Annotated in this window: 16 protein-coding genes and 1 pseudogene; 6 read left to right on the forward strand and 11 right to left on the reverse strand. The window is 35.1% G+C overall.

Annotated elements, in window-relative coordinates; translation table 11 throughout:
* On the forward strand, positions 1–187 hold a 187-nt coding region (locus tag BBH99_RS22190; protein ID WP_165601858.1), incomplete at its 5' end, for a hypothetical protein.
* An 85-nt stretch (positions 188–272) separates the two neighbouring features.
* Here BBH99_RS22190 and BBH99_RS01080 read toward each other — a convergent pair.
* The 4 genes and pseudogenes from BBH99_RS01080 to BBH99_RS01095 all read right to left on the reverse strand — a co-directional run bounded on the left by BBH99_RS01080 (position 273) and on the right by BBH99_RS01095 (position 3,647).
* Positions 273–494 carry a hypothetical protein gene (locus BBH99_RS01080; protein ID WP_123872942.1) on the reverse strand — a complete coding sequence of 74 codons (222 nt, stop codon included), beginning with the start codon at positions 492–494 and terminating at the stop codon, positions 273–275.
* A 141-nt stretch (positions 495–635) separates the two neighbouring features.
* Positions 636–1,673: pseudogene (locus tag BBH99_RS01085) on the reverse strand (peptidylprolyl isomerase).
* An 81-nt stretch (positions 1,674–1,754) separates the two neighbouring features.
* On the reverse strand, positions 1,755–2,267 hold the full coding sequence (locus tag BBH99_RS01090) for an FKBP-type peptidyl-prolyl cis-trans isomerase (RefSeq protein ID WP_066690827.1): 513 nt from the start codon (positions 2,265–2,267) through the stop codon (positions 1,755–1,757).
* Between the two features lie 309 nt (positions 2,268–2,576).
* Positions 2,577–3,647 (reverse strand): branched-chain amino acid aminotransferase, encoded by a 1,071-nt coding sequence (locus BBH99_RS01095; protein ID WP_066690830.1) that lies wholly within the window; start codon positions 3,645–3,647, stop codon positions 2,577–2,579.
* Between the two features lie 85 nt (positions 3,648–3,732).
* Here BBH99_RS01095 and mnmD point away from each other — a divergent pair, with 85 nt between their 5' ends.
* Positions 3,733–4,407 (forward strand): tRNA (5-methylaminomethyl-2-thiouridine)(34)-methyltransferase MnmD, encoded by a 675-nt coding sequence (gene mnmD, locus BBH99_RS01100; RefSeq protein ID WP_066690832.1) that lies wholly within the window; start codon positions 3,733–3,735, stop codon positions 4,405–4,407.
* 109 nt (positions 4,408–4,516) lie between these two features.
* A complete protein-coding gene (locus BBH99_RS01105) occupies positions 4,517–4,933 on the forward strand; it encodes an NUDIX domain-containing protein (RefSeq protein ID WP_066690834.1) in 417 nt (138 codons plus the stop codon).
* Positions 4,934–4,958: 25 nt separating this feature from the next.
* On the opposite strand, the gene BBH99_RS01110 is transcribed toward BBH99_RS01105, so the two are convergent.
* Positions 4,959–5,663 carry a DUF4294 domain-containing protein gene (locus tag BBH99_RS01110; RefSeq protein ID WP_066690835.1) on the reverse strand — a complete coding sequence of 235 codons (705 nt, stop codon included), beginning with the start codon at positions 5,661–5,663 and terminating at the stop codon, positions 4,959–4,961.
* 51 nt (positions 5,664–5,714) lie between these two features.
* Here BBH99_RS01110 and chrP point away from each other — a divergent pair, with 51 nt between their 5' ends.
* Together chrP and rpe are read left to right on the forward strand one after the other, a co-directional pair.
* Entirely contained in the window at positions 5,715–6,788 is a 1,074-nt protein-coding gene (gene chrP / locus BBH99_RS01115) for a chryseobasin maturation metalloprotease ChrP (RefSeq protein ID WP_066690836.1), read from the forward strand.
* A 337-nt stretch (positions 6,789–7,125) separates the two neighbouring features.
* Positions 7,126–7,776 (forward strand): ribulose-phosphate 3-epimerase, encoded by a 651-nt coding sequence (rpe, locus tag BBH99_RS01120; RefSeq protein WP_065397539.1) that lies wholly within the window; start codon positions 7,126–7,128, stop codon positions 7,774–7,776.
* A 214-nt stretch (positions 7,777–7,990) separates the two neighbouring features.
* Here rpe and chrI read toward each other — a convergent pair whose 3' ends face one another.
* Genes chrI through chrA form a run of 3 tightly spaced genes read right to left on the reverse strand, consistent with a single transcriptional unit; the run spans position 7,991 to position 9,838 of the window.
* Positions 7,991–8,476 carry a chryseobasin maturation helper ChrI gene (gene chrI / locus BBH99_RS01125; RefSeq protein WP_228390716.1) on the reverse strand — a complete coding sequence of 162 codons (486 nt, stop codon included), beginning with the start codon at positions 8,474–8,476 and terminating at the stop codon, positions 7,991–7,993.
* Between the two features lie 36 nt (positions 8,477–8,512).
* Positions 8,513–9,610 (reverse strand): MNIO family chryseobactin maturase, encoded by a 1,098-nt coding sequence (chrH, locus tag BBH99_RS01130; RefSeq protein ID WP_066690840.1) that lies wholly within the window; start codon positions 9,608–9,610, stop codon positions 8,513–8,515.
* A gap of 3 nt (positions 9,611–9,613) precedes the next feature.
* A complete protein-coding gene (gene chrA / locus BBH99_RS01135; protein WP_066690843.1) occupies positions 9,614–9,838 on the reverse strand; it encodes an MNIO class RiPP chryseobasin precursor ChrA in 225 nt (74 codons plus the stop codon).
* Between the two features lie 144 nt (positions 9,839–9,982).
* Here chrA and BBH99_RS01140 point away from each other — a divergent pair, with 144 nt between their 5' ends.
* The gene (locus BBH99_RS01140) at positions 9,983–11,830 is read left to right on the forward strand and encodes an alpha-L-fucosidase (protein ID WP_066690848.1); all 1,848 of its coding nucleotides are present in this window, start codon (positions 9,983–9,985) and stop codon (positions 11,828–11,830) included.
* A 79-nt stretch (positions 11,831–11,909) separates the two neighbouring features.
* On the opposite strand, the gene BBH99_RS01145 is transcribed toward BBH99_RS01140, so the two are convergent.
* The 3 genes from BBH99_RS01145 to BBH99_RS01155 form a co-directional block, all read right to left on the reverse strand.
* On the reverse strand, positions 11,910–12,326 hold the full coding sequence (locus BBH99_RS01145; RefSeq protein WP_034722935.1) for a nucleoside-diphosphate kinase: 417 nt from the start codon (positions 12,324–12,326) through the stop codon (positions 11,910–11,912).
* Positions 12,327–12,900: 574 nt separating this feature from the next.
* The gene (gene rsgA / locus BBH99_RS01150; RefSeq protein ID WP_066690846.1) at positions 12,901–13,827 is read right to left on the reverse strand and encodes a ribosome small subunit-dependent GTPase A; all 927 of its coding nucleotides are present in this window, start codon (positions 13,825–13,827) and stop codon (positions 12,901–12,903) included.
* A 124-nt stretch (positions 13,828–13,951) separates the two neighbouring features.
* The coding region (locus BBH99_RS01155; RefSeq protein ID WP_185111014.1) for a chorismate mutase at positions 13,952–14,421 on the reverse strand (470 nt) is incomplete at its 5' end.

The following is a 14,421-nucleotide window of genomic DNA, read 5'->3' on the forward strand; positions in this document are numbered from 1 at the left end:
TATCTGGAGCCTGTTATTGGTCCTGAGTTTTGCCGCTTTTTCTGTATTGGTATACAGTTTAAAACCAAGTTTAAATAGCTTAATGGTATATCTTACCGCCTTTGCCGCTTACATCGGCTTTGGTCTCGTATTCATCAGTTCCTTAGCCGGAACAGGAATGAAGAAAAGATCCGGTAGAAACATATAACTTTTATTTCACTCTTTTACTGAAAAACCGCTCTTTTATTGAAGGGCGGTTTTTTTATAGACTGTTTTTTTCTTCTATTTCACAATTATTCTTTAAAAATATCCTTCATCATTTTCTCAAGGAACTGAGTGGTCTCCTCTTCTACCATTTTTTCAGATTTTGCTACTAATTCTGCATGAAAAGGCTGACAGCAAGCTTTTATTCCAAAGCCGTCATCTGTTTTTACAAACTCAGGATGCAGATTATGTTCCGGACATACTTCCGCTTCAATTGACTGTTTTATTAAATCATAATTAAGATCAAACATATTTTCTATTTTTATTTCATTGGTGAGGGATAAAGATAGGAATAATTTGTTTTTACGCAACATCCGTATTTCTACGGGACTTTTTATAGAAAATCAAAAAGCCGTCCCTTACGGAACGGCTTTCATATCTTAAAGATTCAATTATTTTACTTTTACAAGCTCAACATCGAAAACTAACCAAGAGTTTGGCGGAATAACTCCTCCTGCTCCTCTTTCTCCGTAAGCCATTGCTGGTGGGATCAATAAAGTTGCAGTTTCTCCTTCTTTCAATAAAAGGATACCTTCGTCCCATCCTTTGATTACTCTTCCCATTCCGATTGGAATTTCGATAGGCTCATTTCTTTTGAATGAAGAATCAAATTCAGTTCCGTCTACTAATTTCCCTGCATAGTGTACAGAAACGTTATCACCTGCTTTTGGAGCTTTTCCGTCAGCAGTTTTCGTGATTTTATAGTAAAGACCTGATTCAGTTTTTTGCATTCCTGCTTTTAAGCTTTCCACTAATTTTTCCTGGTTTGCTTTGAATTCTTCTTCTTTTTTCTTTCTTTCTGCTTCTTCTTTAGCGATGAAAGCTTTATTGTTTTCTGCAATTTTAGCTTTTCATTCGTTGAAAGTTTTAGCTGCATCATCGTTTTTGTACTCGTCACCTTTACTGAAAACAGAAACTTTTTCTAAAACGATATCTGTCTTAGGTTTATCCTGAGCTCCTTTTTCAACATTAGCAATAGCATCAATCACATCGTTACCTTTTACCACTTTCCCGAAGATCGTGTGTCTTCCGTCTAACCAAGGAGTAGCTACTTCAGTAATGAAGAATTGGGAACCGTTTGTGTTTGGTCCAGAGTTCGCCATAGAAAGAATCCCTTTTCCTGTGTGCTTAAGGTCGTTTCTTTCGTCCTCGAATTTATATCCAGGATCTCCCATTCCTGTTCCCTGAGGATCACCTCCCTGGATCATGAAATCTTTGATTACTCTGTGGAAAATAGTTCCGTCATAGTAAGGAACTCCCTTAGCCTTAGCTTTGTTATCGATTTTCCCTTCTGCAAGACCGATAAAGTTGGCTACAGTTACTGGTGCTTTCTTGTCCTCAAACTTCACAATCATGTTACCTTTTGTAGTTTGAAGATTGGCATAAAGTCCGTCATTAAGACCTTCGTAAGTTTCTTTGTCTACGTTCATTTTTTTATAAATTGGGGTACAACTCATCAGCGAAACACTTGCCGCTGCCAGAATTATATTTTTGTTAAACAATTTCATGTATTATAAAGCTTTTAATTTTATGATTAATGGTATATCGTTGTCTATTTTCTTTTCGTCTCCAAAAGTTCCATAAGCTAAAGAAGACGGAACCAAAAGCGTCACTTCCTCTCCATCATGTATAAAACGTAAAGCATTTTCCACTGCTTTCAGTTCATCAAAATGACCGAATTTTGCATCTCTCCTTTCAAAAGGCTGATCGTAGATTTTGGTCTGGTCAAAATCATACAATTCATAAGAATAAGAGATTAGCGTATTATCTGCTCTTCTTTCCCTGTGATCAAAACCCTCTTCTGTCACCCAATAATTAAGCTGTGTGGGATAAAACTTTACGTTTTGCCCGTTAATCCAATCCTGAATCTGCCCCCTTTCGATGGTATTCAGATTTTTCATCCTGTTTTTAGAAATATCCAGATCTTTCTGGCTTAAAACACCGCCTACAGGTGGATGTGCCGTCTGTGCATTTCTATTACAGCTCAGCAGACTTATGGCTGATATGAAGAGTAATTTTTTCATAAACTTTTGCGAAAATACACATTTTGTGAATCAATTACAAAAGCTTTAAACCATTAATGCAAATTATATAAAAGCTGCTGGTAAGATCCAGGGTTGAATTTAACAATAAAAGGTATAAAAGGTTTTCGGACACTCAAGTTGTATAAGTTAAAATAATAACGCTGAGAAAAGCACTTAAGTAAAAAAAATCAATAATTTTTTTAATTGCCATCCTTCATTCATTCAATTAGTGAACGGAAATTACAAACAAGTATAACAGCAAAAAGCCGGGAAAATTCCCGGCTTTTTATAGTCTATTTAAATATAAGATTAAGCTGTTTCTAGTGCATGGTCTACCATTACTCTCCATCCGAATGTATCTTCAGCAAGGTTAGTTTGGATATCCACTAAATCTTTCTTAAGAATCGCAGCATAGCTTTCTTCGTCTGATAATCTTGGAAGTGCTAATTTCTCACCTTGATATCCTAAAGCCTGGAACTGAGTGGTTACTACTGCAGTACCTACTCCCCATACTTCTTTAAGGTCACCCTTTTTCAAAGCTTCAATGACTGTTTTTACAGCAATTGGTTCAACTTTTACTTCAATTCCTCTTTTCTTAGCTAATTGGATAAAGCTATCTCTTGTAACGCCATCAAGGATTTTCTCAGAGGTTGGTGGAGTATAAATAGTATCATTAATTCTTACAAATACATTCATCGTTCCACTTTCTTCGAAATACTCGTGAGTAGCATCATCAGTCCAGATAATTTGCTCATATCCTTCTTCAATCGCTAATTGAGTTGGATAAAAAGAAGCTGCGTAGTTACCAGCTGCTTTAGCAGAACCTACTCCACCGTTTGCTGCTCTTGAATAGTGATCTGAAATTTTAACAGATACAGGCTCTGAATAATAGCTCTTTGCCGGTGTTGCTACAATAGCAAACATATATTTTTCAGAAACTCTTGCTTTTAAAGCTTCCTCTGTTGCGAAAATCAATGGTCTGATATATAAAGACATTCCTTCACCTTGTGGAATCCAATCTCTGTCGATATCTACTAATGCTTTTAATCCGTCTAAAAACATTTCCTCAGTCACTTCAGGCATTGCAAGACGCTTCGCTGACTTATTGATACGTTCAAAATTCTTTTCAGGCCTGAAAAGGAAAACCTGCCCATCTTTGTCTTTATAGGCTTTCATACCTTCAAAACAAGCTTGTCCATAGTTTACTCCCATCATAGCAGGCGTAAATGGTATTGGACCGTAAGGAACTAATTTTACATCACCCCATTTTCCGTTTTCGTACTCACATATAATCATATGATCTATGAAGGTACCTCCAAATGAAAAATTGTTAGGGTCAAATGTAGAAATTCTGGAGTTTTCAGTTTTTTGAATTATCATTTTTTAAAATTTTTACGATGTTCTACAAATTTAACATAATTTTCTAAATATAAAAATTTTAGAGTAAATTTGACAAAAAATTAGCTTGAAAAGAGAAATTAAGACCACAAACGACGGAAGTAAAACACTGTTTATCAATGATTTAAATGAAAATTATCATTCTCATCATGGTGCTCTTCAGGAAGCAGAACACGTGTTTATTAAAAATGGATTAAATCTAATAAATGATTGCGAAATTAATATTTTAGAACTAGGTTTTGGAACAGGTTTGAATGTTTTAGTGACAATTAATGAATATTTAAAAACTGACAAAAATCATGTCATCAATTATTTTTCGCTCGAAAAATACCCCATAAATGAATCCGAAGTTAAGGATTTGGCCTACTTTGAACTTTTTGATAACCCTGAGTTCAAAAATATTTATCAGAAAATTCATCTGGCAGATTGGGAAAAGTCAGTAGAAATCATTAGTGGATTTAACCTTAAAAAGATAGAATGTGACTTTTTTGACTTAAAAAACATAGATCTGCCTGAAATCAACCTGGTTTATTTCGATTGTTTTGGGGCAAGAGTACAGCCTGATCTTTGGGAAAAACCATTATTTGAACTGGTTGCTGACAAAATGGCCATTAACGGATTATTAACAACCTACTCTTCCAAAGGAAGCGTAAGGAGAATCCTTCAGGAGCTTAACTTCCAGGTAGAGAAAAAACAAGGCCCTCCAGGAAAAAGAGAAATGATCAACGCCATAAAGCTATAACAATAAAAGTATGGGTAATTTACTTTTTCAGTATTTTACCGCCTTTTACAATGAGACTCCTCACAAAAATTCATTACCTTAGCTATACAAAATATTATACATTATATATATGATAGATAAGATCAACATTAGAGTGTATGGCTGTGCTGTAAAAGATAAAAAAGTGCTTACCTTATTTGAAGAATATGCAGGCGAACCTTTAATGAAATTTCCGGGTGGCGGTTTGGAGTATGGTGAAGGAACGTTAGAATGCCTGCACCGTGAATTTGATGAAGAACTTAATGTAAAAGTAGAGATCATGGAACACTTTTATACACAGGAAGATTTTTTAGTTTCCCGTTTCAGAGAAAATGAGCAGCTACTTACCATCTATTATATCGTAAATATTGTTGATGAGAAAGAGTTCCTTATTTTGGATCCTTGTATTGAAAAAACGGAATGGATAGACATTGACAGACCAGACAATCCTTTCCCACTTCCTATAGATAAAATTGTATTTGATAAATTAAAAGAAAAATTCCTGTAAGTTCACTTACAGGAATTGTATTATATTATTTTTTTACTTTAAAATCACTTGCTCCCGGATAAGGTTTCAAATACCCTGAATTCCAGTTAGACTGCAGCAATGATTCCACAAACTCATCTGTTCTGTTTTTATGGGGATCATATCGTTCTTTCAAATCAATATCAGCCATCTTCCCTTTCAGATTCCACCAGAAGGCACTAAATCCGCCTCTTAACTCTTTAATGATCTCATATACATTTTTACCGGTTGCTCTGTTCATTAATTTTGCAAAAACCTGCCCTTCAGTAGTGGTAAGATCTCTCAGCTGCTTTTCATATTGATCGGCAAGCATATTCTGCCTTTCTCTTACAAATTTTCGCTTGGCTTTATTGTCCATATCATTCATATCTATCTGAATGTCTCTGTACTGTTGTAATGCAGTAACAAATAACGGATATACTCTGTATAACTTCTTATTTAAGAAATAATAATAATTTTTATCCAACTGGTTATTAAACCTCGGCTTATTGACCAAAACCAATTCATCCATTACTACTACAGGCTCCCCATTCACTTCATAGACCTTAACCTTTTGCTGTTCGTCGTAATAATATTTATTGCCAAATTCATCTACCTTCAAAGATTCAGCGGGGTACTGATTCAGCGGTTTTGCCACCACAGTATCTTTCTGCCCAAAAACACTGACTCCAAAAAAGAACATAAAAAGACAGATACTCTTACTAAAATTCATTATTTTTACACTTATAAGAACAAAAATTAAACGCAAAAATCATTCCTTTTTATGAAATTTGAAAAGAAATCTTTAAAATTTTTAGAGAAATATTTAAACACTTCATCTCCAACAGGATATGAGCACAAAGGACAGGAAGTTTGGATGGATTACATCAGACCCTATGTAGACAAGATTGAAGTGGATCATTACGGAACATGCTACGGCATCATTAATCCTGAGGCCGAATTTAAAGTAGTGATTGAAGCACATGCTGATGAAATTTCGTGGTATGTAAATTATATTACGGATGATGGATTGATTTATGTAATCAGAAACGGAGGATCAGACCAGACTATTGCCCCATCAAAAATAGTACACATTCATGGAGAAAATGGAATTGTAAAAGGTGTATTCGGATGGCCGGCTATCCATACAAGAACCAACCAGAATGAACCCACTCCTAAAATAGAAAATATCTTCATCGACTGTGGAGCCACTTCCAAAAAAGAAGTAGAAGAAATGGGAATCTTTGTAGGATGCGTGATTACTTACCCTGATGAATTCTTCGAAATGAATGACAGATATTTTGTTTGCAGAGCTCTTGACAATAGAATCGGAGGTTTTATGATTGCTGAAGTAGCAAGACTTTTAAAAGAGAACAAAAAATCTATTCCATTTGGACTTTATATTACCAATTCTGTACAGGAAGAGGTTGGCTTATACGGAGCAGATATGATTGCTGATACCATCAAACCTAATATTGCCATTGTAACTGATGTAACACATGATACCACTACTCCAATGATCGAAAAGAAAAAAGAAGGAGATCAGAAATGTGGTGCAGGACCAGTGGTATTCTTTGCTCCAAGCGTTCATCATACCATCAGAGAATTGATTATTGATACGGCGAAAACAAAGAAAATCCCTTATCAGAGAGCAGCAGCAAGCAGATCTACAGGAACTGACACTGATGCTTTTGCTCATTCTAATGGAGGTGTACCAAGTGCTTTAATTTCCTTACCTTTGCGCTATATGCATACAACGGTAGAAATGGTGTCTAAAGAAGACGTAGCCAATGTTATTAAATTGATCTACGAAACCGTTCTGAAGATTACACCTGAAATGAAGCTGAAGTATCATTAAGATGAAAGCTGTTTTTTATCACTTAGTCCGAAAACCAACTTTTATATCCATTTTAACTGCTCTCTTTTTTAGTTATGTAGTATTTTTAAGTATATACAAGTTGTTCGATCCACCCAAAACAGGATCACCGTACAATATGATTCTTGAAATGTTATTCATAGTCAGCATTGTACCTTTAGGATTATTTATAATGGATAGATTATTAGTTATTAAGATTAACAACATTAAATTAACAATCATAGAAATAATAACCCTTGGAAGCATTTCCTTATATTATTTTTTAATTGTTAACCCCTCATAAAAGAGAGAAATCTAAGTAAAAGTATAAAAAGTAAAAATGAAAACGAAGCTTATTGCTCCATCCCTTTTATCCGCAGACTTCGGGAATCTGCAAAGAGATATTGAAATGCTGAACAGATCTCAGGCAGACTGGTTCCATATTGATGTAATGGACGGGAGATTTGTCCCTAACATTTCATTTGGTTTTCCGGTGATGAAAACCGTTCAGCAGCATGCTAAAAAATTCGTAGACGTTCACCTGATGATTGTGGAACCTGAAAAATACGTTGATGAATTCATCAACCATGGTGCTGATCTTGTTTCTGTACATTATGAAGCATGCACTCATCTTCACAGAACCATTCACCACATTCAGAGTAAAGGAGCAAAAGCCGGTGTTGTTCTGAACCCATCTACTCCCGTGTTAATGCTTGAAGATATTATTGCAGATGTAGATCTTGTATTATTAATGAGCGTTAATCCAGGATTTGGAGGACAGAAATTCATTGAAAATACTTATAAAAAGATTGCAGAAACCAAAGATTTGATCTTAAGCAACAACTCTACGGCTCTTATTGAAGTAGATGGTGGTGTAAATCTTGATAATGCTTCTAAGCTTTTCGAAGCCGGAGCAGATGTTTTGGTTGCCGGAAATGCAGTATTCTCTGCTGAAAGCCCGGAAAGAACCATTGAACTTTTGAAAATCTAAAAAGACATAAGTTTAAACACAGCAATGCAGCTCCGGATGGAGCTGCATTTTTCAATGTGACTTTGAGTCGTCCTGGTTATTAATTTTTTTTCAAAATTCTTTACTGTTTAAATTCCTTCTTACTAACAACACAAAGATCTGTATAAAATTCTCTCCAGTCAATCCGTATAAATACGGAATTTTGAACCGAGTACTTACACTTATGCAAAATTTTCTATGATTCCTTATGCCAAATACAAGCACAAATGGTTAACATTATCGTAATTATTGAAAAGACAGTTCTTATATTGTTTAGAAAATTCCATCTGCTTTCAAAATTATCACGCATTTGCTTAATTGCTTCAGCGGTAGCTCCTGAAATATCGAATCGATCAAGCTGGTCATTCATAGGGACATTCCCCACCACTGTAACCCCAAAAACACCTGCAAGATAAGCCAACGTAGCCAGTAAAAGAAAAATCAAGACCGGTTGTTGTCCGCGTAGGAAGAAAGTGGATAAAGGAAGAAGAATTGCAGTTCCCATAAAGCTCATAAAAAATACAGGGTTCAGGATTTCACGGTTGATATTCTGCATCGCTTTCAGATATTCAGCATCAGACAATTTACCCAATCCTAAAACTACGGAACACGAATAAGCATAAAAAAGCCCAGCAATAAGCGCCGTAAGTACAGCTGTAATGATTAATAATACGGTTGTCATTTTCATATAATTTGGCTTGTGGTTACTAGAGGGGCTTTAATAGGGATTCCACCTTTTAATAATGTTCTGAGCAGTAAGAATCATTTCAGGATCCCAATTTTCGGTCTTAAAATAATGAAATTCATGACTTTTAATATACGTAGCTTCTGTGTTATCAAATAATAGCCTTGTCAGCAATGTCTGCTCTTCATGCAGAAGTAAATCTTCCAATGCATTTTCCGGGAAACTGACTTCTTTCTTAGTCCAGGAATTTTTATTCTGGATCTCCCGACCAGATGAATCAATGAGTGTTTTGACCTGTATAAAATCATCCAGAAAACTCTTCTTTTTATCTTCTGTATCAATTGTATCACCTAGCCTTTCAATGATAATATATTCCAGATTTTTACATTGAGATAAAACGGAAGGCAATACAGAGAAAATACTTCCCGGAATTGCATCATCATGAGTATCTCTTCGTACCGGTTTTTTCCTATAAACACTTTCCTGCCAGCTCCCACCTGACAAATGAATTTCTTTTACTTTATCCAAGGGATATAATTGGATGATCTCAGACATTTCAACTTCAAAATTACAGGACTGACAGTAGATATTGTGAAGATCAAGAATCAGGAATCCATTAGTATCTTCTGTTAACTTATCAAGAAATATCCCCTGCTCCATTACATCATCCACCGAAAACGAGAAGGCAAGGTTTTCTATTCCCACAGGAACCTCTACAGCGTCCTGCAGTCGGTAAAGCCTGTCTTTTCCGATCTGCAATGTTTTAGCATGTAAAGAAACCGGCAGCGGTACTCCCTGGTGAAAATTTTCGGCATTCATAAAACCGAAATGCTCCGTAATATGATTGTATTTTCTTTTACGAAATTCTTCTCTTAATTTTTTCAGCCACACTTCCTGCCTCTCAGTCCATAAAGCATCAAATAATGAATAATACACTCCATGCCCCACCAAACGATTGCTTTCAGAGTAAAAATTAAGAAGATCATGCAGCCAATCAGGCTCCTGCGCATTGTAGAATGTATCAAATGACCATTCAAGCACTTCAACAGAATTGCTTTGCAGTAATGGCAGAATAGTAGAAAGAAATTCCACATCTGCCATCATGGATAATCCTAATAGCGGCTTTCCCATACCTTATCCCATTCCACAGGCCGGACAAGAAAAATGACTAAGCTTAACAGTATCCTTTTTAACAATCGCTTTAGGCGTAGTTGGAGTAGGTTTCCCCGGATTTTCAGTTACTGGAGCCACTTTTTTAATTTTCTTCACAGGCTTTTTAGTTTTGGCAGCTGGTTTTGTAGTTTGAGCAGAAACCCCTACCGCTAATAAACTGGCCATTAATAATGCTGGAATTTTCATAATATTTTTTTAGAAGAGTTTTTACAATAAACGTTCCATTTATAAAAATACAATAATAAGAAACGTTTTTATAACAATTATTAAAAACTATTTCATCCTGTAATGTTTTCTTTAATTATATTTAATGATAAAATAAATTTATATATGAAAAACAGTCTGATTAAAGCCGTTTTCCTTGGGTTGATATTATCCGCCCATAGTATCGATGCACAGGCTCAAACAATTGACAACAATAAAAAAATGGAGTGGTTTAAAAATGCCAAACTGGGTATTTTTATTCATTGGGGAATCTACTCTGCCAATGGGATCTCCGAATCCTGGTCATTCTTCAACAATTATATTAATCATGAAAACTATATGAAGCAGCTGAATGGTTTTTCAGCGTCAAAATATCAGCCTGGGCATTGGGTAAATCTGATTAAGGAATCCGGGGCTAAATATGCTGTCATTACAACAAAACACCATGATGGTATTTCGCTATGGAACTCCAAAGCAGAAAAAGCAATAAGCATTCCCCAAAACTCTCTTGCACAAAAGGATGTCTTAAGTCCTTTCGTTTCTGAACTGAAAAAATCAGGATTAAAAACCGGGCTTTATTTCTCATTACCGGATTGGAGTCATCCATATTATGATATCAATACCCGGACAAAAAAACGTTATGAAATAAAAAATGAGCCAACACGCTGGCAGAATTTCATCAGCTATTACCAAAGCCAGCTTAATGAACTTTCCTCTCAATATTCTCCGGATCTTCTTTGGTTTGATGGAGACTGGGAGCATACTTCCGAGGAATGGAAAGCTTCTCAAACCCTGGATCTACTTAAGAAATACAACCCTGATATCATCATCAATTCAAGACTTAATAATCATGGAGATTACGATACTCCTGAACAGGGTATTCCGGTAATTGCGCCACAAAATCCATATTGGGAACTTTGCTATACCATGAATGATTCCTGGGGATATCAACCTTATGATAAAAATTATAAAACACCTAATATGATTGTAAGAACTCTGGCAGATGTAATCAGCATGGGTGGAAATCTTTTACTTGATATCGGTCCAAAATCAGACGGCACTATTCCTGAAGAACAGATTGAGATTCTTAAAAATCTTGGGCGCTGGACATCCAAAAATCAAAAAGCCGTCTATGAAACAACCCGCGGAGTTCCTTTTGACAATTATAAAGGCAAATCATCATTATCCACCTCTAAAAAATCATTATTCCTTTATCTTGATGAAGCGAAAAATTTTACAAAAATTTATGGAGTGGCAACAAAACCTCACTCAGTAAAGATCCTTGGAGACCCATCCGCTGTTGTTTCCATAGATTACAATGCTGAAAAAACAATTACTCTGAATTTCTCCAATGTAAAATTTGACAAAGATGTTACTGTGGCAGAAGTTATTTTTGACACTCCTCCTACATTCCTGAAAGATTTTAAGAAAGAAAAACATACTCTTACCGAAATACTGGAAGTCAAAAACACCCAGAAAGCAGTTTATGATATAGCCAGCGCATTGAACGATGATAATAATTTAGCAACACATGAGGGCTTGACTAATGACGGCCTTGACTTGAAAATTAAGAAAACTCCTGCAACAAACATGGAAACCTTGAGCTGGATAAGCAAACATGCAGAAGCCTTATTTGAAACAGGAAAAGGATTGCCGGAAGGACATTTCCCAGGAATGAGTGCTTTATCAAAAGACAAACAGACGCTTTATCTTTTTGTGGAAGGAACTCCTACCGGTCCTATTGCTTTAAAAGGAATAAAAAATGACATAGCCAGGATAAGAATTGTAGGTGATGGCAGTATGCTTACCCATACCATCTACAATAAACTGTACTGGAGTGACAGACCAGGCATCATTTACATTGATATCCCCAAAGAAAGACTGGATAAGCAGATGACTGTAATTGCAGTTCTGCTTAATAAGCCTATTGAGCTGTACAGAGAAAATGTAGGAGCTATTGAAAGCAACCTTTAATAATTCCTGAAATAAAATCGTATAAAACAAAATCCGGAGAATAATTTCCTCCGGATCTTTTATTTTGTAAGAAATTCTCTTAGAAAATCTCTCTTCCTGAAAAATGGAACTGAGCTTCGATTAATGCATTCTCGTCCGAATCTGAACCGTGAACAGCATTTTCTCCGATGCTTCTCGCAAACATTTTTCTGATTGTACCTTCTGCAGCTTCTGCAGGGTTAGTAGAACCGATTAATGTTCTGAAATCTTCCACTGCATTGTCTTTTTCTAAAACAGCAGCTACAATTGGACCAGAACTCATGAACTCTACTAATTCTCCATAAAAAGGTCTTTCAGCATGTACTTCATAGAATTTTTTTGCATCAGCAACTGTAAGTTGAGTTAATTTTAAAGCTTTGATTTTAAAACCTCCTTCAGCAATCTTACCCAATATTGCACCGATATGTCCATCAGCAACAGCATCAGGCTTAATCATAGTGAATGTAATGTTAGACATAAATGTATATTTTTTTAATGGCGCAAAATTACAAAAAATATCTTTGATTTTTATTTTAATTTTTTTTTAACATAAAAATAACTTTTATTAAGAAATCATGAACCAAACTTTGGCACAGTAATTGTTAATTCTATTACGATTCTCATGTTTAATTTGAGTTTTCATGGTTATTAGTTTTTACCCAGCTTCGGCTGGGTTTTTTATTTATAAAAAAATGCCATTTTTTTTAACGATTTGATAAAATCAAAAAGCATATAAAATCATATTAATATAGTATTGCTTCTATTTCAATCAATGAAATAATTGAATTTTTTTAATATTTTTTTACTTTCTATAAATATTAATATAAAAAAGTGGAGTTATGTATCAAATTTCGTATAACAAAAAGTAGAGTTATTTCTAGAATTGGACTATTTTTTATTTCAAAAAAATAAAAATAGATTCCTATTTTAATATTAAGCTAAAGCAAACTTAAAAACTTCTAAAAACCTGTTGAGATTATTTTCTATTAATATATAAAAACCTCCATATGAATGATATGAAGGTGTTATTTATTGATAAAAGTATTTTACAATTATTTTTGAGCAGCTTCTTCTGCTTCATCCATCAGCTTTATATAAGTTGCATAACGGGAATGTTGAATTTCTCCTGTTTCAAGAGCATCTATTACTGCACATTTCGGTTCATTGATGTGAAGACAATTGTGAAACTTGCATTCTTCTCTTTTTTTGAATATCTCTGGGAAATAATGCTGTACTTCTTCTTTCTCAATATCAATCATTGCAAATTCACGGACACCCGGAGTATCGATAACATTTCCGCCAAAATGCCAAAAATGCATTTGTGCGAAAGTAGTGGTATGTTTTCCTTTTAAATGGGTATCAGAAATTTCAGAAGTTTTCAAATTTAATCCAGGCTGTAAAGCATTCACCAGGGTAGATTTTCCACATCCTGAATGCCCGAAAAAAACGGAAGTTTTACCTTTCAATATTTCCTGAAGCTGATCAAGGTTGAGCTTTGAATAAGATGAAATTTCCAGGGTATCATACCCTATTTCCTGATAAAGAAATTCAATGTCTTTCACAATTTCAATTTCCTCTTCATGCAAAACATCAATCTTATTGAAAAGAATTAAGGGAGTTATATTGTAGGCTTCACAGCATGCCAGGAACCGGTCCAGAAAGCCTAATGAAGTTTCCGGATGTTTAAGAGTGAAAATAAAGCATGCAAGATCAATATTGGAAGCAATAATATGCGCTTCTTTTGAAAGGTTAACAGATTTTCTGATCAGGTAATTCCTGCGTGGCTCAATTTTCGTAATCCATGCAATATCATCCTGTTCAAGCTGAAACTCCACAAAATCACCTACAGCAAGCGGATTGGTAAGCCTTGTTTTAATCAATTTGAATTTCCCCCTGATCCTGGCCTCGAAAATTTTATTTGTTTCCAATTCCAAAACCTGATACCAACTGCCTGTAGATTTAATGATTTTTCCTTTCATAAATAATATGGTGCAAATATAAGGAATTAGGGCTTAGAGTTGAGAATATAGGCGAAAACAAATGTTTTAAATTCCTAAATTCTTTGACTCTAAGCCCTACTCCTATGATCTTGCTAGCTTCGATTTATTTTTTGTCTATCATGATATTATTCTGTACCTCAATAGATTCTTCATGAATTGCTTTGAATACTTTTTCAATAAAGTCCTGGGACATTCCCGTTTCTTTAGCTTTTTGAGTTGCATATTCTGTAATAACTTTCCAACGTTCCGGCTGGAAGATAGCGATATCATTTTCTTTTTTAAGTTTCCCGATTTTTTCAGAAATTTTCATTCTTTGAGAAAGAAGCTCAATTAACTGGAAATCAAGGTCCGAAATCAGGGTTCTATGTCTTCCCATTTCTCCTTCAAAACCTGCAAGATTCGTACTTCTTACTTTTAAATTTCCGATCAATTCTGCCAAAACTTCAGGGGTGATCTGTTGTGCTGCATCACTCCAAGCTTCATCAGGATTAGAGTGTGTCTCGATAATAGCTCCCTGGTATCCAACGTTCAATGCTTCCTGAGTAATATCTGCCAGACCTGTTCTGTTTCCAC

The sequence above is a fragment of the Chryseobacterium contaminans genome (genome assembly GCF_001684955.1).
Taxonomy (GTDB): Bacteria; Bacteroidota; Bacteroidia; order Flavobacteriales; family Weeksellaceae; genus Chryseobacterium; species Chryseobacterium contaminans.